At 70.1% G+C, this 16,439-nt stretch carries 15 protein-coding genes; 11 read left to right on the top strand and 4 right to left on the bottom strand.

All coding sequences use genetic code 11. The annotated features are described in order from the left end of the window. Nucleotides 1-227 precede the first annotated feature (227 nt). The 4 genes from AC1ROY_RS32920 (at nucleotide 228) to AC1ROY_RS32935 (ending at nucleotide 3,820) form a co-directional block, all read left to right on the top strand. A complete protein-coding gene (locus tag AC1ROY_RS32920; protein WP_493153186.1) occupies nucleotides 228-638 on the top strand; it encodes a Ros/MucR family transcriptional regulator in 411 nt (136 codons plus the stop codon). A gap of 401 nt (nucleotides 639-1,039) precedes the next feature. Continuing rightward, nucleotides 1,040-1,876: an NHL repeat-containing protein gene (locus AC1ROY_RS32925; RefSeq protein WP_493153187.1), complete on the top strand. Its 837-nt coding sequence runs from the start codon at nucleotides 1,040-1,042 to the stop codon at nucleotides 1,874-1,876. 103 nt (nucleotides 1,877-1,979) lie between these two features. After that, entirely contained in the window at nucleotides 1,980-2,987 is a 1,008-nt protein-coding gene (locus AC1ROY_RS32930) for an aspartate-semialdehyde dehydrogenase (RefSeq protein ID WP_493153188.1), read from the top strand. Nucleotides 2,988-3,046: 59 nt separating this feature from the next. Then, the gene (locus AC1ROY_RS32935) at nucleotides 3,047-3,820 is read left to right on the top strand and encodes a creatininase family protein (protein ID WP_493153189.1); all 774 of its coding nucleotides are present in this window, start codon (nucleotides 3,047-3,049) and stop codon (nucleotides 3,818-3,820) included. Nucleotides 3,821-3,826: 6 nt separating this feature from the next. Here the strand turns inward: AC1ROY_RS32935 and AC1ROY_RS32940 are convergent, their stop codons facing one another. Together AC1ROY_RS32940 and AC1ROY_RS32945 are read right to left on the bottom strand one after the other, a co-directional pair. Further along, entirely contained in the window at nucleotides 3,827-5,047 is a 1,221-nt protein-coding gene (locus AC1ROY_RS32940; protein ID WP_493153190.1) for a cupin domain-containing protein, read from the bottom strand. A 317-nt stretch (nucleotides 5,048-5,364) separates the two neighbouring features. After that, entirely contained in the window at nucleotides 5,365-7,977 is a 2,613-nt protein-coding gene (locus AC1ROY_RS32945; RefSeq protein WP_493153191.1) for a hybrid sensor histidine kinase/response regulator, read from the bottom strand. Here AC1ROY_RS32945 and AC1ROY_RS32950 point away from each other — a divergent pair. Beyond that, entirely contained in the window at nucleotides 7,976-8,761 is a 786-nt protein-coding gene (locus AC1ROY_RS32950) for a substrate-binding periplasmic protein (RefSeq protein WP_493153227.1), read from the top strand. The genes AC1ROY_RS32945 and AC1ROY_RS32950 overlap by 2 nt on opposite strands. 147 nt (nucleotides 8,762-8,908) lie before the next feature. Here AC1ROY_RS32950 and AC1ROY_RS32955 read toward each other — a convergent pair whose 3' ends face one another. Then, nucleotides 8,909-9,832 (bottom strand): serine/threonine dehydratase, encoded by a 924-nt coding sequence (locus AC1ROY_RS32955; RefSeq protein ID WP_493153192.1) that lies wholly within the window; start codon nucleotides 9,830-9,832, stop codon nucleotides 8,909-8,911. Nucleotides 9,833-9,917: 85 nt separating this feature from the next. Here AC1ROY_RS32955 and AC1ROY_RS32960 point away from each other — a divergent pair, with 85 nt between their 5' ends. The 6 genes from AC1ROY_RS32960 (at nucleotide 9,918) to AC1ROY_RS32985 (ending at nucleotide 15,657) form a co-directional block, all read left to right on the top strand. Continuing rightward, nucleotides 9,918-10,364: an HPr kinase/phosphorylase gene (locus tag AC1ROY_RS32960; protein WP_493153193.1), complete on the top strand. Its 447-nt coding sequence runs from the start codon at nucleotides 9,918-9,920 to the stop codon at nucleotides 10,362-10,364. Further along, complete coding sequence (gene rapZ, locus AC1ROY_RS32965; protein WP_493153194.1) at nucleotides 10,361-11,368, top strand: RNase adapter RapZ; 1,008 nt, start codon at nucleotides 10,361-10,363, stop codon at nucleotides 11,366-11,368. Before AC1ROY_RS32960 ends, rapZ begins: the two co-directional genes overlap by 4 nt. Continuing rightward, entirely contained in the window at nucleotides 11,365-11,814 is a 450-nt protein-coding gene (locus AC1ROY_RS32970) for a PTS sugar transporter subunit IIA (protein ID WP_493153195.1), read from the top strand. The genes rapZ and AC1ROY_RS32970 overlap by 4 nt, the downstream gene beginning before the upstream one ends. Before the next feature lie 71 nt (nucleotides 11,815-11,885). Next, complete coding sequence (locus tag AC1ROY_RS32975; RefSeq protein WP_493153228.1) at nucleotides 11,886-12,179, top strand: HPr family phosphocarrier protein; 294 nt, start codon at nucleotides 11,886-11,888, stop codon at nucleotides 12,177-12,179. Next, nucleotides 12,169-14,010, top strand: a complete 1,842-nt coding sequence (ptsP, locus tag AC1ROY_RS32980; protein ID WP_493153196.1) for a phosphoenolpyruvate--protein phosphotransferase — start codon at nucleotides 12,169-12,171, stop codon at nucleotides 14,008-14,010. Before AC1ROY_RS32975 ends, ptsP begins: the two co-directional genes overlap by 11 nt. A gap of 75 nt (nucleotides 14,011-14,085) precedes the next feature. Further along, nucleotides 14,086-15,657: an ABC transporter substrate-binding protein gene (locus tag AC1ROY_RS32985; protein WP_493153197.1), complete on the top strand. Its 1,572-nt coding sequence runs from the start codon at nucleotides 14,086-14,088 to the stop codon at nucleotides 15,655-15,657. On the opposite strand, the gene AC1ROY_RS32990 is transcribed toward AC1ROY_RS32985, so the two are convergent. Next, complete coding sequence (locus AC1ROY_RS32990) at nucleotides 15,635-16,417, bottom strand: IclR family transcriptional regulator (protein WP_493153198.1); 783 nt, start codon at nucleotides 16,415-16,417, stop codon at nucleotides 15,635-15,637. The genes AC1ROY_RS32985 and AC1ROY_RS32990 overlap by 23 nt on opposite strands. Between the last annotated feature and the right edge of the window lie 22 nt (nucleotides 16,418-16,439).

Raw genomic sequence — 16,439 nt, forward strand, 5'->3', positions numbered from 1 at the left:
GTGGGGCCGAAGCCATGTGAGACGGAAGAGGAATGGCTGGCCGCAAATAGTGCGGGAGGCGGCCGAGGCCAGTAAAGAGGTCCGGCAGGGGCTGCGGCAGTGGTGGTGACAGCAAGGGGCAGCGGGCGCCTAATTCATCGTGAGGGCTATCCTGATTCTAGTGGATCCTACTTTAATATCCATGCTAGATATCTATATATATTCTCCCGATGCAATGGAGAATATTAATGTCCGAAAACACAAATGCTGACGATCTGCTGGGCGTCACTGCGGAGATCGTCTCGGCGCACGTGTCCAACAACCCAGTTTCCGTGAATGATCTGCCGGGGCTCATCACTGAGGTGCACCGTACCCTCGCCGGCCTCGGCTCTTCCGTCGCCCCCATCGCTGCTCCCGTCACCAAGGAGCCGGCTGTGCCGGTCAAGAAGTCCGTCAAGCCCGATTACGTGATCTGCCTGGAGGACGGGAAGAAGCTGAAGATGCTCAAGCGGCACCTGCAGACGTCCTATGGCCTGACGCCCGATCAGTACCGTGCGAAGTGGGGCTTGGCGTCAGACTACCCCATGGTCGCGCCGAATTACGCCAAGCGTCGTTCCGCGCTGGCCAAGGAAATTGGCCTCGGCCGAAAGGCGGCGTAGCGTCCCGCCGAGGATCTGAGCATCCGCTACCGCGGCAGGTACTGTTTCCGGCCCGGGCTGGTGAAATAATAGACCCCGCCGCGGGGCCCCACGCACGGGCTGGTGCGGGTGCGCGCCCGGGTCGTGGACGAGGCCGATCAATAGCGGACAAGGCGGCAATGTGGGCCGTCGAACTCCTCCTAACCGTTGGTTCAGCAGACCACGATTTGGCGCTCGCGGTGATCGGCATTTGAGTGGTGTGTCCGGTCAATGTCCGGTCAGCACGCCGGTACTAGCCGCCGATGGAATTATATATAATTGAAAAAGTTACTATCTTTTCGGATATGCATTCTCTGACCTGCTGATGTCGAATCATGCGCGGGACGGTGGCCGCCTTTCGCAACGCATGGCAAGCTCGTCACATGCTCCTCCACGTCACGCTCGGCGCGCGCCGCTACCGCATCCAACGCCCCTGGGGCGACGTGCCTGCCGGTCCCGGCCGCGTGACCGACGTGGCGGTGGACGCGGACGGCCGAATCTTCGTGCTGCTGCGGGCGGATCCCTACGACGGCGTGCCGGCCCCGACCGTCGCGGTGCTCGGCGCCGACGGCATGCGGCTGGACCTCTGGGGCGAGGGCGTGATGGACGGCCACATGCTCGCCACCGCGCCGGACGGCAGCGTCCATGTCGTGGACCGCGATGCGCACGAGATCACCCGCTTCGCCTCCGATGGGCTGAAGCTCGGCGCGCTGGGCACGCGCCACATGGCCGGCGAGCCCTTCAACAGCCCCTGCGACATCTGCTTCGCGCCCGACGGCAGCGCCTTCGTGGGCGACGGCTACGCCGCCTCGCGCGTGCATCGCTTCAAGCCCGACGGCACGCCCGACGGCGGCTGGGGCGAGCCGGGCCGCGGTCCCGGCCAGTTCTGCACGCCGCATGCCGTCTGGATGAACGTCGCCGGCGAGGTGGCGGTGTGCGACCGCGACAACAGCCGGGTCCAGATCTTTTCCGCCTCCGGTGCCTTCCTCCGCGAGATCACCGACGTCCACAAGCCGATGGACGTGATCTCGGACGCCGAGGGGAACTGGTGGGTGACGGACCAGGTGCCGCGCCTCTCCATCTTCTCCCGCGACGGCGCGCTGATGGGCCGGGCGCGGGCCGTGCTGAACGGCGCGCATGGGATCGCGCTGCATCCGGACGGCAGCGTGCTCCTGGCGGAGATCAATCCGTCACGGCTGACGCGGTTGGAGCCGATCTAGGCGCCACCTCACCTTCGCATGACCGGAACGCCCTGAAGGCATTGGCCTTCCCGCGCGCGCCGCGCTAAACGACGCCGTTTCTTAACTCGAAGGGATCCTGCACATGCGGGTCGGCGTGATCGGCGCCACGGGCGCGGTCGGTAAGGAAATTGTGGAAGTGCTCGCGAAGCGGCGCTTTCCGGTGACGGAGCTCAAGCTCTTCGCCTCCACGCGCAGTGCCGGCACGAAAACGAAAACGCCCTTCGGCGAGATCACCATCGAGGAATACAGCCTCGAGGCGGCCCGCCATCTCGACCTCGCGCTGCTCGCCGTCTCGGGCGACTTCGCCAAGGCCCATGCGCGCGCTCTGGCGGCCGAGGGCGTGGCCGTGGTCGACAACTCCTCCGCCTTCCGCCTGGAGGCCGACGTGCCGCTGGTGGTGCCGGAGGTGAACGCCGACGTGATCGGCGACCACCGCCTCATCGCCAATCCGAACTGCACCACGGCGATCCTGGTGGTCGCGCTCGAGCCGCTGCGGCAGGCTTTCGGCCTCAAGCGCGTCATCGTCTCGACCTACCAGGCCGCGAGCGGCGCGGGAGCCGAGGGCATGGCGGAGCTGGAGCGCGAGACGCGCCGCGTCCTCATCGAGGGCCAGCCGGCGCAGCATGAGGTGTTTTCCCACCCGCTGGCCTTCAACGTCATCCCGCAGATCGATACGTTCCAGCCGAACGCCTACACGCGCGAGGAGATGAAGGTCGCCTGGGAGAGCCGGAAGATCATGGGCATGCCCGATCTCCTGATCTCCTGCACGGCGGTCCGCATCCCGACCTACCGCGTCCATGCCGAGGCGGTGACGATCGAGACGGAGCGCTCCGTGACGCCGGAAGGGGCCCGCGCGGTGCTGGCCAAGGCCGCCGGCGTGAAGGTGATCGACGATCCCGCGAAGCAGCAGTACCCGATGCCGATCACGGCCACGGGGCAGGACGATGTCGAGGCCGGGCGCATCCGCGCGAACCCGGTCTTCGGCGAGTTCGGCCTGGACCTGTTCCTCTGCGGCGACCAGCTGCTCAAGGGCGCGGCCCTGAACGCGGTGCAGATCGCCGAGAAGATGAAGGTCGGCGTCCCGGCCTGAGCCGGGTTGCGTCGCTTCCGGAACGAGGCATGCTCCCGCCCATCAAAGGAGCATGCCTCATGGAAGTCCGTTGGGAACGTCATACCGGCCCTGAGCTGAAGGCCCTGGCCGAGCGGGGCGCGCTGCCCGTGCTGCCCATCGGCAGCCTGGAGCAGCACGGCCCGCATCTGCCCGTCTGGACCGACAGCTTCATCGCCCATGCGATGGCCGTGGCCGCCGCGAAGCTCGCCACCGACATCCCCGCCATCGTCCTGCCGCCGCTCTGGACGGGGCTCTCCGAGCACCACCTGCCCTTCGGCGGCACCATCACCATCGACCACGCGACCCTGCATGCCCTTCTGCGTTGCATCGCCCGCAGCCTGCAGGCCCAGGGATTTTCTCGACTCCTGATCGTCAACGGCCATGGCGGCAACGTCGATCCGCTGGCCGTCTCGGTGCGCGAGCTCGCGCATGAGTTCGGCATGGCGATCGTCACCACGACCTGGCCGAGCGTCGCGCCCGTCGAGATCGCGAAGACCCTGACCACCCAGCCCGGCGTCATGCACGCCTGCGAGGGCGAGACGGCGGTCTGGCTCGCGCTGGACGACGGTCAGGTGCGGAAGGGCAAGATCGACGAGGCCGCCGGCGGCAATGCCGGCACGCAGGTCCGCCCCGGCTATTCGCGCTTCTACAGCTTCGCCGAGCGCGCGCCCCGCACGGGCGTGAAGGGCGACCCGCGCGCGGCCACGGCGGAGAAGGGCCAGGCGATCCTCGACGCTGTCGCGAAGAACCTCGCCGAGGCGATGAAGGATCCCGTGCTCTGGACCAGGCCGGAGCAGGTCTGGAAGGTCTGAGCGGACTCACCCCACGACCGGCGTCTTCTCCTTGCGCAGGGCCTGCATCACCGTGTCGCTGAAGCCGGTATGGCCCTGCACGAGCTCCGGCGGCGTCAGGGCCAGCCACTGGTCCAGTGAGACGTCCGCGTAATAGCTGCTCTTGAACATCTCCAGGAAGCGCAGCGGGGTGTCGCCGGTGTTCTCGACATAGTGCCCCATGGCGAAGGGCACGTAGCCGACGTCGCCCGCCGAGAAGTCGAAGGTGCGCGACTGGCCGTGCGCGGCGAAGACGCCCATCCGTCCCTTGCCCTCGATCCAGTACTGCCACTCGTCGGTGTTCGGATGCCAGTGCAGCTCGCGCAGCCCGCCGGGCTCGATCTCGACCAGGGCGGCCGCGATCGACTGCGAGATCGGGAAGACGGAGCTGTCGGTGATCCAGACCTTGCCCCCACGCGAGGCGACCGGCGCCTGGGCGGTCATGTGGTGGCTGAAGACCTGCGGCACCTGCGTGGCGCCGGCGATCCGGTCGGCAGCGAGGGCGCCGGGGACGGGGATCGGGAAGATGTAGCGGCTGGACGGGTCCGGCAGCTGGCGGAAGTTCTCGGCGCCGACGCCGAAGTTCTTGGCGAGCACGTCCGGCGGGACATGCTTGAACCAGTCGCTCAGGAGGAAGGTGCTGTCCTCGTCGAACTCGCCGTCGTCGAAAACCAGCAGGAACTCGCAGCCGTCGGCGGCCAGGCCCTGGATGGAATGCGGGATGCCCGCCGGGAAGTACCAGAGGTCGCCGGGGCCGACATCGTCGACGAAGTTGCGGCCCTTCTCGTCCACCGCCGAGATTCGCGCGGTGCCGTAGAGCATGAAGGCCCATTCGGCCTGCTTGTGCCAATGCAGCTCCCGCACGCCGCCGGCATTCAGCCGCATGTTCACCCCGGCGATCGGCTTGGAGATGCCGAGCTCGCGGGCGGTCACCTGCCGCGTCCAGCCGCCCGTGTACTGCTTCATCGGCGCGTCGGAGAAGGAGAACCGCAGGTTCGGGATCGTTCCGCTGTCGGTGGAGGGCGGGTTCAGCAGGCTGGGATGCGCCGTGTCGAGCGCGATGTTGCGGGGGCCGGGATCGGTGCCGCCGAAGCCGGGCCCCCGGCTCGGCTGCGGAACATCGGCCGCCTGCGCCTGGGCGAGTGTGGCGGCGGCGGCGCCGCCGGCCGTCATGGCCAGCAGGGCATCGCGGCGGTTGAACATGGTCATGGGCTGCATCCTCCAGCTTTCCGGAGCGGCGTCCGGGTCATCGAGGCTGCGGGCGGGACAGGACATCCCGATCGGTCGCAACGTCGCTGCCCACCAGACTCCGCCTGTTCGGGGAGGGATGTCAGTCATACGCAGGTATGAGCCGCGTGAATTCCGTTCAGAAAATTGATCGGAATTCACGATTCAAAGGGCGGTATTTCGAAAGCGTAGAGGCTGAGACATATCGGCGGGGGATCCCTGCCCCTACCCATACGGGCGATAGTTCATGAATCGCTGCCGATGCCTGTATCCGAAGCAATTCGGCCCCTTGGGCGCCGTCAGGCCAGGGTCAGGCCCAGCCGCTCCAGCAGCGCCGCCCGCTGGACGGGCTTGCTGAGGTAGTCGTCCATCCCCGCCGCCCGGCACTGCGCCTCGAAGACCGGGCCCACGGCCGCCGTCAGGCCGATGATCCGCGTGCGGCGATTGGGATTGGCCGTCCCGCGGATCTGCCGCGTGGCCTCCAGCCCGTCCATGACCGGCATCTGCAGGTCCATCAGGATCACGTCGTAGACCTGCCCATGCGCCATGGTCACGGCGACCGAGCCATCGGGCGCCACGTCCACCTGGCAATTGGCGCGGCCCAGGATGGTCTTCATCACGAGCTGGTTGGTCGCATTGTCCTCGACCAGCAGGATCTTGCGGCGCGGCCCGTCCTCCACCGGCGGGGCGGCGGCGGGTGCCAGCGGCGCGGCGGGCGGCGCCACGGCCATGAGCAGCCCCTCACGCAGCCGCGCCGGCAGGATGGGTTTCAGCAGCATGGCATCCACCAGCCCGTCCTCGGGCTGCTCGCGCCCGAGCGCCGCGCCGGAGGAGCAGAGCAGGATCGGTGCGCGCGGCACTTCCGTCAGCGCGCGGATCTGCCGGGCCACGTCGATCCCGCGCACCTGCGCGAGCTGCCCGTCCAGCAGGACCACGCGCACCGGGCGTCCGGCGCCGGCGCTCTTCTGCAGCGTCGCGAGCGCCGTCGGCCCGTCGGGCGCCAGCAGCGCCTCCGCCCCCATGCCGGCGAGCTGCCGGGACATGATCTCGCGGTTGAGGGCGAGGTCGTCCACCACCAGCACGCGCAGGCCCGCGAGCGCCTCGGCCGGCGGCAGGTCGACGGGGCCCGGAACCTGGCCGAGCTGGGCGGTGAAGGTGAAGCGGCTGCCGCCGCCGCGCGGCCGCGTCGGGTCGCGCTGCGCCGCCTCCAGCCCGCCGCCCATCTCCTCGGCGAGGCGCACGCAGATGGCGAGGCCGAGGCCGGTGCCGCCGTACTTGCGCCGGATCGAGGCGTCAGCCTGGGTGAAGCGCTCGAAGAGGAGCGGGATCTGCGCGGGGTCGAGGCCGATGCCGGTGTCCATCACGTCGCAGCGCAGCCGCCAGCCGCGCCGCGGCCCGAGGCTCTCGGCCGAGAGCTCCAGCTCGATCCAGCCGCTGTCGGTGAACTTCACGGCATTGCCGATGAGGTTGAACAGCACCTGCCGGAACCGCCCGGGATCGCCGACCACAAGGCGCGGCAGCTCGGGCGGCATGGCGACCACCAGCTCCACGCCCTTGCTCGCCGCACGGGGGGCGAAGAGCTCGACGATGGTGCCGATCTCCTTCTCCAGGTCGAAGGGCACGCGCTCCAGCTCGACGGCGCCGGCCTCCAGCTTGGAGAAGTCCAGGATGTCGTTGAGCACCATCAGCAGGTGCTCGGCCGAGTTCTGGATGGTCTCGGCGTAGCGCCGCTGCAGCGTGTCGAGCTTGGTGTCGAGCAGGAGCCCGGTCATGCCGATCACGCCGTTCATCGGCGTGCGGATCTCGTGGCTCATGCTCGCGAGGAAGTCCTCCTTGGCGCGCGAGCCGGCGCGCGCCGCGGCCTCGGAGAGGGCGAGCTGGTTGCCCTGGGCCCGCAGCCGGTGCGCCTGCCGCACCATCAGCCAGAGCGCCAGCAGGATGAACAGCCCCGCGCCGCCCACGCCGAGACCCAGCAGCAGGCCGAGCGACTGGTTGCCCGCCAGCGCGTCGCTGCGGCTGCGCGCCACCTCGACCACGAAGAAGCCCTGCCGGGTGACGGCGAAGCTGGCCATCACGTCCACGCCGTCCTGGTCGATGCCGACGAAGGTGCCGCTCTCGCGCCGGGGCAGGAAGTTGCGGAAGGGCCAGGCGCCGGGATGGATCTGCCCGATCCCCGCCCGGCTGCCGTCGGAGCGCGCGAGCAGCGCGCCGTTGAAGGAGTGCAGGCGGATGCTGACGCCGAAGGCCTCGGCGTAGCGGCGCGAGATGGTGACGAGGTATTCCGGGTTCAGCAGCGCCACCACGGCGCCGTCGAACTCGCCGCGCCCGTTGCGGATGGCGCGGGCGAGCGGGATGGACCAGAGGCCGGTCTCGCTGATCGGCCGCGCATTCGGCGCGGCGATGAAGCGGCCGCTCTCCGGCGTGCCGAGCCGGAGCTGCTGGCCGCCGAAGCGCAGCACGCGGAACCATTCGCGATCGCCCAGGCTGAGGCCGGCCAGCCCCTCGGCGGTGGATTCCAGGATGGTGCCGCTCGCATCCGTCAGCACGATGCCGCGCAACTGCGAGATGTCGCGCAGCAGGTTGGATCGCTGACCGGTGAAGGCCTCCGCGTTGCCGTCGGTCGAGCGCTCGGCCAGGTCGAGCAGCACGAGGTCGACGGTCTGCATGGCGCGGGTGAGCTGGTCGGCCAGCGCCTCCGACACGGATTGCGTGAGCCGCTCGGCCGCGGCGATGGCCTCGACCCGGCCGCGGTACATGACAATCCCGTAGACCGCGAGCAGGCAGAAGATGACGAGTCCCGCCACGACCGCGTAAAGACGGCTGGGCCGAGGTGCGGCCTGGGTCGGCCCCGGCTCGGTGGTGGCGGGTGCGAAGGAGCGTCGGATGCTGTCGCGGATCGCTTTAAAGCGCATGGCTTTGGCTGTTATTGCAGGACTCGTCCCAATTTGCGAGGCATGGGCGCAAATTTCTCTCCCTCCCCGGTTGGACGCGATCCGGTCCCGCGGCGAATTGCGAGTCTGCATCTGGCCTGACTATTTTGCCATCTCCTATCGCAACTCGCGCAACAGCGAACTCGAAGGCATGGACATCGATCTCGCACGGGCATTGGCCGGGCGTCTATCGGTCCGCCTCGGCTTCGTCGAGACCAACTTCATGTCCTTCATGGACCGGATCGAGGCGGGGGATTGCGACATCGCCATGATGGCCGTCGGCATCACGCCGGCCCGGGCGCTGCGCGTCGCCTTCAGCCGGCCCTACCTGGCCAGCCCGATCTTCGCGGTGACCACGCGGGACAACACCCGCATCCGGAACTGGGCGGACATCGACACGCCGGGCACGGTGGTGGCGGTGGCGGCCGGGACGATCATGGAGCCGCTCATGGGCCGGACGCTGCGGCGGGCGGACATGCTGGTGGTGGCGCCGCCGCGCTCGCGCGAGGCGGAGATCCAGTCCGGCCGGGCGGACGTCTTCATGAGCGACTTCGCCTACACGCGGCGGATGCTGCTGATGCACGACTGGGCGCGGGTGATCGAGCCGCCGGACCGCTTTGGGGAGACACTCTATGGTTGGGCGCTGCCGCTGAACGATCCGGCCTGGCTGGGCGAGGTGAACAGCTTCCTGGGGGCCGTCCGGGCGGACGGGACGCTGGCGCGGGCCGCTGCGCGGCACGGGCTGACGCCGATCCTGATCCGCTGAAGGAGATTTTATTCCGCCCTCAAACGGCGGGCGGCGGCTCCGCCGCCTTGCCTTCGCCGCGCTGCCGGCGCACCCGGCCGGGAAGTTGAGTGGGCGGCGCCGGCCACCGTGCGGCCGGATGCTTCGTTGGCGCGAGCGGCCTGCCGATCAAGCGACCGAACCCGGGTCCGTATTCGCCCCACACACCAGCACGCCGACCTTCGCCCCCGCCGGCGGCACCCAGGCGCCGCTGAGCAGTGCTGCCAGCGCCGTCGCGCCGCCCGGCTCCGCCACGAGCCGTGCATTCTCCCAGAGTGCGCGCTGCGCCGCGCGGATCGCCTCGTCCGTCACCCGCACGGGCGTCAGCCGCCCTGCCGCATGCAGCTCCGCGGCGATCGGGAACATCAGCGTGCCGACCTGCCGCGCCCCCAGGCTGTCCGCCGCGAGCCCACCGACCGGCGACGGCACCGGGCGCCCTGCCGCCAATGCGTCGTGCAGGCAGGGGCAGCCCACCGGCTCGACGGCCACGAGCGTGACGCCGCTCGCCCGGTGCCAGGCCCCGATGCCGCCGATCAGCCCGCCGCCGCCCACCGCCACCAGCAGGTGCGTGAGCTCCGGCGCCTGCTCCTCCCATTCCAGCGCGACCGTGCCCTGGCCGGCCAGGACCTCGGGCTGGTCGTAGGCATGGACCACCAGGGCGCCAGTCTCGGCCGCGCGGACCTCGCTGGCCTGCCGGGCCTCGTCGTAGCTGGCGCCGCCCACCACCAGCTGCGCGCCGAAGCCGCGGATGCGCGCCCGCTTCGCCTCGGCGGAGATCTCCGGGACGAAGATCTCCGCCCTGATCCCCAGCGACTGCGCCGCCGCGGCCACCGCCACGCCGTGATTGCCGCCGGAGGCCGCGATCACGCCGGCCGGCCCCGCGCCCGCCGCCCGCATCCGGTTGAAGGCGCCGCGCGGCTTGAAGCTGCCGGCGAGCTGCAGCATCTCCAGCTTCAGCACGCCCCATCCCGGCATCGCCAGCAGCGGCGTCCGGCGGATGTCCCCAGCGATGCGGCGGGCGGCGGCGGCGATGGCCGATCGATCAAATTGCATGCATATTCCCCGTAACCTGACCGCCCTTTCGTGCCAGCCCCAATCCTGCCATAAAGTAACCTGTTGAAACATTCTGGCAGCCGGGATGCTCCTGCACGCAAGCTGTGCGGCTTTGGAAGGCGAGGCGGTGTTGATCCTCGCTCCTCCAGGCGGTGGCAAGTCCGACCTGCTGCTGCGTCTGCTCGGACGCGGTTGGGATCTGGTGGCGGATGACCAATTGGTTCTGAAGGCCGTCGACGGCCGCCTGCAGGCTTCGCCGCCCCCCGAACTCGCGGGGCGGATGGAGGTCTTTGGGCTGGGCCTCGTCGAGGGCCTCCAATGGCGGGCCGCGCCGTTGCGCGTTGCCGCCCGCCTTGTCGCGCGCGAGCAGGTCGCTCGCCTACCCGCGCCGCAGCAATGGGAAGCCCTGGGCGTCGCGCTGCCCCTGCTGGAGATGAACGGCGCCGCCGCCTCCGCGCCGGAAGTGCTGGCCTGCGCCATGGGCGCGCTCACGCAGAAACACACGCTCACCTGCGGAGCCTTCGCGGCGTGAGCGCGAAGGAGGCATCTTTCGGGGCCCGGCCCTTCGTGCTCGTCACGGGGCTCTCGGGCGCCGGCAAGGCCTCCATCCTCCGCGTGCTGGAGGATCTTGGCTTCGAGACGGTGGACAACCCGCCGCTCGCCATCCTCGACTCCCTCGTGCAGGACGGCGAGGGCCCGCTCGCCGCCGGCATCGACGCCCGCACACGCGGCTTCGACGCCGCCGAGGTGCTGGCCGCCCTCTCGCGGATGCGCGGCCGGGCGGGCCTCGCGACCACCCTGGTCTTCGCGACCGCCGAGGAGGACGTGCTGCTGCGCCGCTACACCGAGACGCGGCGGCGCCATCCGCTGGCGCCCGGCGGCCCGCTCGGCGCCCGCGTGCTGGACGGCATCCGCATGGAGGCGGCGCTGCTGATGCCGCTGCGCGACGCCGCCGACCTTGTGCTCGACACCTCCAACCTGCCTCTGCCCGAGCTGCGCCGGCTGATCGAAGCCCGCTTCCGGCCGGACGGCGCGCCCGGCCTCTCGCTGCACATCCAGTCCTTCGCCTTCCCCAAGGGCCTGCCGCGCGAGGCGGACCTGGTCTTCGACCTGCGCTTCCTGGCCAATCCGCACTACGTGCCGGCGCTGAAGCCGCTCACCGGACGGGACGCCGCCGTCGCCGAATACGTCGCGGCCGACCCGGATTTCGCGGGCTTCTGGTCGCGGCTGACCGGCTTCATCGAGCCGCTGCTGCCCCGCTACGTCGCCGAGGGGAAAAAATATCTCACCATTGCCGTGGGATGTACGGGCGGACGGCACCGATCCGTCTTCGTGGCGGAAAAGTTGGCAGCTCATCTCCGGCAGCAGGGCTGGCGTGCTGATCTGGCGCATCGGGAATTGGGCCAGACGCACGATATATCCGCCCCGATGATCGCCGCGGCCTCCCCAATGGCCGGCAGATCCGAACCCCAGACTGCACCCGAGAAGGCGGCCCCCAGCCCTTCCATGTCGATGCCTGTGAACTGCGAATCATGATCGGCCTCGTGCTCGTCACCCATGGCCGGCTGGCGCTCGAGATGCGCCACGCCATGGAGCATGTTGTCGGCCCCCAGCGTGCTGTCGCCACCGTGTGTATCGGCCCCAACGACGACATGGAGAACCGGCGCGCCGACATCCGCGCGCGCATCGCCGAGGTCGACCAGGGCGACGGCGTGGTGCTGCTGACCGACATCGCCGGCGGCACCCCCTCCAACCTGGCCTTCTCGCTCTGCGACCATAAGCACGTCGAAGTGATCGCCGGCGTGAACCTGCCGCTGCTCGTGAAGCTCGCGAAGATCCGCGGCTCCGAGCCGCTGGCCGAGGCGGTGGACCACGCCGCCAAGGCCGGCCGCAAGTACATCACCGCGGCCAGTGATCTTCCGAATGGCGTGAACGGCACCCCCGTGCCATCGTCGAAACCCCCCGGAGGCGGAAACGCATGATGAACGAATGGCCCACGGAGACCGAAGCCGCCCCGCATCCCGCCTCCGCGGTGGAAGCGCCGCCGGTCGAGATGGGTTGTGGCTGCGAGGGTGGCATGGTGCTGAAGCGCTCCATCAAGATCGTGAACAGCCGCGGCCTGCACGCGCGCGCCGCCGCCAAGCTGGTCGCGCTGGCCGAGCGCTACTCCGCCTGCCTCAGCCTCAGCCGCGCCGGTCAGACCGTGCCGGCCTGCTCCATCATGGGGCTGATGATGCTGGGCGCCGGCCAGGGCAGCGAAGTGGTGCTGGAGGCCGAGGGCTGGGACGCGCGCGAAGCGCTGGATGCGGTGGCCGGGCTCATCGAAGCCGGCTTCCATGAAGACTGAGGGTCCGAGCAAGACCGACCTCCGGCCCGCGGATGCCGCGCGCCGCAATCCTCGCACCCACCGCGCCGCTGAGCAGCGGCTCAACGGCATCCCCGTCTCGCCCGGCATCGTCATCGGGCAGATCTACGACACGACCGAGTCGCCGGCCGAGGTGCCGCGCCGCAGCATCGTCGAGGACAAGGTCGAGACCGAGCGCACCCGGCTCACGGATGCCGCCGCCTTCTCCCGCAAGCAGGTCGCCAAGCTCAAGACGCGGCTCTCCGTGCTGCCCGAGGAGGCGCAGGAGGAGCTCGAGCCGCTGCTCGATGCCTATATCCTCATGCTCGGCAATTCGCGGCTGCTGCGGGGCGCCCGCAAGCGGATCGGCGAGGAGCTGCTCTCCGCCGAGACCGCCGTGCAGGACGAGGCGGAAGCCATCGCCGCCCTCATCCTCGCCGCGAAGGACGACGACAAGGCCGGGCTGAACCGCCGCGCCGGCGAGGTGCGCGAGATCGCCCGCCGCCTCGTGCGCAACCTGACGGCCACGCCCTTCCGCAGCCTCAAGGACGTGCCGGCCGGCGCCATCCTCGTCTCCGACGAGCTCACGCCGGCCGATGCCGCGCTGCTCGAGCCCGGCCGCGTCGCCGCCGTCGCGACCGAGGAGGGCGGGGCCGACGGCCACACCGCCATCATGCTGCGTGCCCTCGGCATTCCAGCGGTGCTGGGCTGCCACGGGCTGACCGCCGCCGCGCGCCGCGGCGACGCGGCCATCCTGGACGGCGGCGCGGGCCGTGTGACGCTGCATCCCGGCGCGGAGGCCCTGGCCGCCGCCAAGGAGGGCCTCGCCGCCCAGGCCAAGGAGCGCGCGCGGCTGGGCAAGCTGCGCAGGCTGCCGGCCGAGACGACCGACGGCCAGCAGGTTGAGCTGCAGGCGAACCTGGAGATTCCGGCCGAGCTGCCGCTCATCGCGAATGCCGGCGCCCAGGGCATCGGCCTGCTGCGCACCGAGTTCCTCTTCATGAACCGGGAGGATCTTCCGGACGAGGACGCGCAGGTCGAGGCCTATCGAATGATCGTGGAGGCGATGGGCCAGGACCCCGTGACCATCCGCGTGCTCGACTGGGGCGGCGAGAAGGACATGGCGGCGCTGGCCCAGGGCGTGCCGGTGCCGACCGGCCCCAACCCCGCGCTCGGCCTGCGCGGCATCCGGCTGCTGCTGAAGAAGCCGGAGCTGCTGGAAGAGCAGTTCGCCGCCATCCTGCGCGTCTCCAGCCTCGGCAATGTGCGCATCCTGCTGCCCATGGTGACCGTGCCCAAGGAGGTCGCCCAGGCGCGCGAGATCTACGAGCGCGTGGCGCGTCGCCTGCGCCGCCGCGGCGAGACCCTGCCGGAGAAGCTGCCGCCGCTGGGCGCCATGATCGAGACGCCGGGCGCCGCGCTGGCCGCCGACGCGATCGCGCTGGAGGCGGATTTCTTCGCCATCGGCACCAACGACCTCGCCATGTACACGCTGGCCGTGGACCGCGCCGAGATCGACGTGGCGCATCTCTACGACCCGCTGCACCCGGCGGTGCTGCGGCTGATGCAGTTCGCCACCGAGGCGGCGCTGCGGCTGCGCATGCCGGTCAGCGTCTGCGGCGAGATGGCGGGCAACCCGAAGCTCGTGCCGCTGCTGCTGGGGCTCGGGCTGCGCAGCCTTTCGATGAATGCGAGCTCCATCCCGCGGGTGAAGCAGGCGGTGCGCAGCCTCGACATCGACGACTGCGCGCGCTTCGCGCGGCGCGTGATGGAGCAGAGCGACCCGTCGCGGATCGCGCAGCTCGTGGAGAGATTCGGCCAGAAGGCCGATTAGGGCTGCGGCACAAGCCGCACTGCATTGGGGCATGTTTCTTGCTTGTCATCGGCTGCCACAGCAGCGAGGCACGCGATGTACCGACGTCAATGGCTCGCGGGATCCGCCGCCGGCCTGCTGGCCGCCCCGGCCCTGGTTCGTGCCCAGGCCGCGACCACGCTGAGGTTCATTCCTTATGCGGACCTCGCGCTGCTCGATCCCGCGACCTCCGCCTTCGTCACGCGCAACCACGTGATGATGGTCTTCGACACGCTCTACGGGGTGGACGAGAACGGCACGCCGCAGCCGCAGATGGTGGAAGGCCATCGGGTGGAGGAGGACGGCCTGCGCTGGACGCTGAAGCTCCGCGACGGGCTGATGTTCCACGACGGCACCCCCGTGCGGGCGCGCGACGTGGTGGCGAGCATCCGGCGCTGGTCGGTGCGCGACGCCTTCGGCCAGGCGCTGATGGCGGCGACCGACGAGCTGTCCGCCCCTGACGACAGGACGGTGGTGTTCCGCCTGAAGCGCCGGTTCAACCTGCTGCCCAACGCGCTCGCGCATCCGACCAACAACGTGGCCGCCATCATGCCGGAGCGCCTGGCGCAGACGCCCGCCACCACCCAGCTTTCGGAGATCACCGGCAGCGGACCGTTCCGCTACGTCTCCGCCGAGCGCGTGGCCGGCTCGCGCAACGTCTATGCGAAGTTCGAGGGCTACAGGCCGCGCAACCAGGGCACGCCCTCCTTCACCGCCGGCCCGCGCGTGGCCTATTTCGACCGCGTGGAATGGCAGACCACGCCCGATCCCTCGACCCAGGTGGCGGCCCTGCGCAACGGCGAGGTGGACTGGGTGGAGCAGCCCCAGATGGACCTGGTGGCGAGCCTCCGGCGCAGCCGCGGCATCACGCTGCAGGTGGCGGAGACCAAGGGGCTGGTGGCCTTTCTCCGCTTCAACCACCTGTTCCCGCCCTTCGACAACCCGGCCATCCGCCGCGCCGTGCTGAAGGCCGTGAACCAGACCGAGTTCATGCAGGCCGTGGTCGGCGACAACACCACCTTCGACAAGTGCGGCGTGTTCGGCGCGCATTCCGACATGACGAACGACGCCGGCATGGAGGTGCTTTCCGGCCGGAACGACTTCGACGCCATCCGGCGGGAGCTGGCGGCGGCTGGCTACAGGGGCGAGAAGGTGGTCTACCTCTCCGTCACCGACGTGCCGCGCATCAATGCGATCGCGGAGATGGGCGCCGACATGCTGCGCAAGATCGGCATGAACGTGGACCAGATCGCCACCGATTGGGGCACGGTGGTGCAGCGCACCGTCAGCCGCCAGCCGACCGATCGCGGCGGGTGGAGCATGTACGCCTCCTTCACCGGGGGCATCGATGCCGGCAGCCCCGGCAACAACAACCTGCTCCGGGCCAATGGCCCGAATGCCTCCAACGGCTGGCCGACATCGGCGAAGCTGGAGGCGCTGCGCGACCAGTGGCTGGCCGCCGACGACCTGGCCACCCGCCAGTCGCTGGCCCGGCAGATCCAGCTCCAGGCCTGGGAGGACGTGCCCTTCCTGCCGCTCGGTTCCTACGACCAGCCGACGGCCTTCAAGTCCAATCTCGCCCACATGCTGAAAGGGCTGATCCTGTTTACCGAGGTGCGCCGGAGCTGACGAACGGGGGCGCCGGGGGATCCGCGCCGGCGGCCGTCTGCATGTCGCGGAACGCGGCCAGGATGTCGTCCCGCATCTCCGCCATCAGCGCGGTTTCCCCGATGACGCCGACGGCCATCGGCGGATGGTCGAGCACGGGCGCCAGCCGCGTCGCGACCACGCTGCATCCCGGGACAAGGGGCGACCGCAGCATGAGCCAGCCCTGCCGCCGCATGGCCTGCACGCGCTCCCACAGCTCGGCGCGCGTGATCCGCTGGCCCGGCTCCGCCCTGGAGTTGCCGCGCCGCCAGATGCGGTCGAGCTCCGCATCCTCCTCCGCCGCGAGCAGCGCGATGCCGATTGCCGAAAGCGCCAGCGGGGACATCGCGCCCGAGCGCATGCGGAGCGCCATGTGGATGGCCGCCGTCTCGCGGCCGCGCAGGGCGAAGACGTAGCGCACCTGCGCCTCCTGCCGCATGCCCAGCACCACCGTCTGGCCGGTCTGCCGGTGCAGCAGGCTGAGGGCGCCGATCAGCGCGCCGTCGCCGAACAGCGCCTCCTGGAGCCAGGCGCCGAGATCGAGCACGCGCATCGTCGGCCGATAGGTGCGCGTCAGCGGATCGTGGCTGAGGTAGCCGAGCCCGGCGAGGCTCGCGGCCAGGATGGAGGTGCTGGATTGCGGGGCGCCGAGCCAGCGGGCCAGCTCCATCACCGTGGCGGGGCGGTGATACAGCGCGAAGTATTCCAGGAGCTCGAGGGTGCGCGTCGAGGACTTGACCATCCTGGTCTCCGCCATGGTGGGC

The organism is Roseococcus sp. GW821-FHT12F05 (genome assembly GCF_058806835.1).

Coding starts and splice junctions, on each gene's coding strand:
- AC1ROY_RS32920 (WP_493153186.1), top strand. CDS start 228: ATGTCCGAAAACACAAATGCTGACGATCTGCTGGGCGTCACTGCGGAG.
- AC1ROY_RS32925 (WP_493153187.1), top strand. CDS start 1,040: ATGCTCCTCCACGTCACGCTCGGCGCGCGCCGCTACCGCATCCAACGC.
- AC1ROY_RS32930 (WP_493153188.1), top strand. CDS start 1,980: ATGCGGGTCGGCGTGATCGGCGCCACGGGCGCGGTCGGTAAGGAAATT.
- AC1ROY_RS32935 (WP_493153189.1), top strand. CDS start 3,047: ATGGAAGTCCGTTGGGAACGTCATACCGGCCCTGAGCTGAAGGCCCTG.
- AC1ROY_RS32940 (WP_493153190.1), bottom strand. CDS start 5,047: ATGACCATGTTCAACCGCCGCGATGCCCTGCTGGCCATGACGGCCGGC.
- AC1ROY_RS32950 (WP_493153227.1), top strand. CDS start 7,976: ATGGCTTTGGCTGTTATTGCAGGACTCGTCCCAATTTGCGAGGCATGG.
- AC1ROY_RS32945 (WP_493153191.1), bottom strand. CDS start 7,977: ATGCGCTTTAAAGCGATCCGCGACAGCATCCGACGCTCCTTCGCACCC.
- AC1ROY_RS32955 (WP_493153192.1), bottom strand. CDS start 9,832: ATGCAATTTGATCGATCGGCCATCGCCGCCGCCGCCCGCCGCATCGCT.
- AC1ROY_RS32960 (WP_493153193.1), top strand. CDS start 9,918: ATGCTCCTGCACGCAAGCTGTGCGGCTTTGGAAGGCGAGGCGGTGTTG.
- AC1ROY_RS32970 (WP_493153195.1), top strand. CDS start 11,365: ATGATCGGCCTCGTGCTCGTCACCCATGGCCGGCTGGCGCTCGAGATG.
- AC1ROY_RS32975 (WP_493153228.1), top strand. CDS start 11,886: ATGGGTTGTGGCTGCGAGGGTGGCATGGTGCTGAAGCGCTCCATCAAG.
- ptsP (WP_493153196.1), top strand. CDS start 12,169: ATGAAGACTGAGGGTCCGAGCAAGACCGACCTCCGGCCCGCGGATGCC.
- AC1ROY_RS32985 (WP_493153197.1), top strand. CDS start 14,086: ATGTACCGACGTCAATGGCTCGCGGGATCCGCCGCCGGCCTGCTGGCC.
- AC1ROY_RS32990 (WP_493153198.1), bottom strand. CDS start 16,417: ATGGTCAAGTCCTCGACGCGCACCCTCGAGCTCCTGGAATACTTCGCG.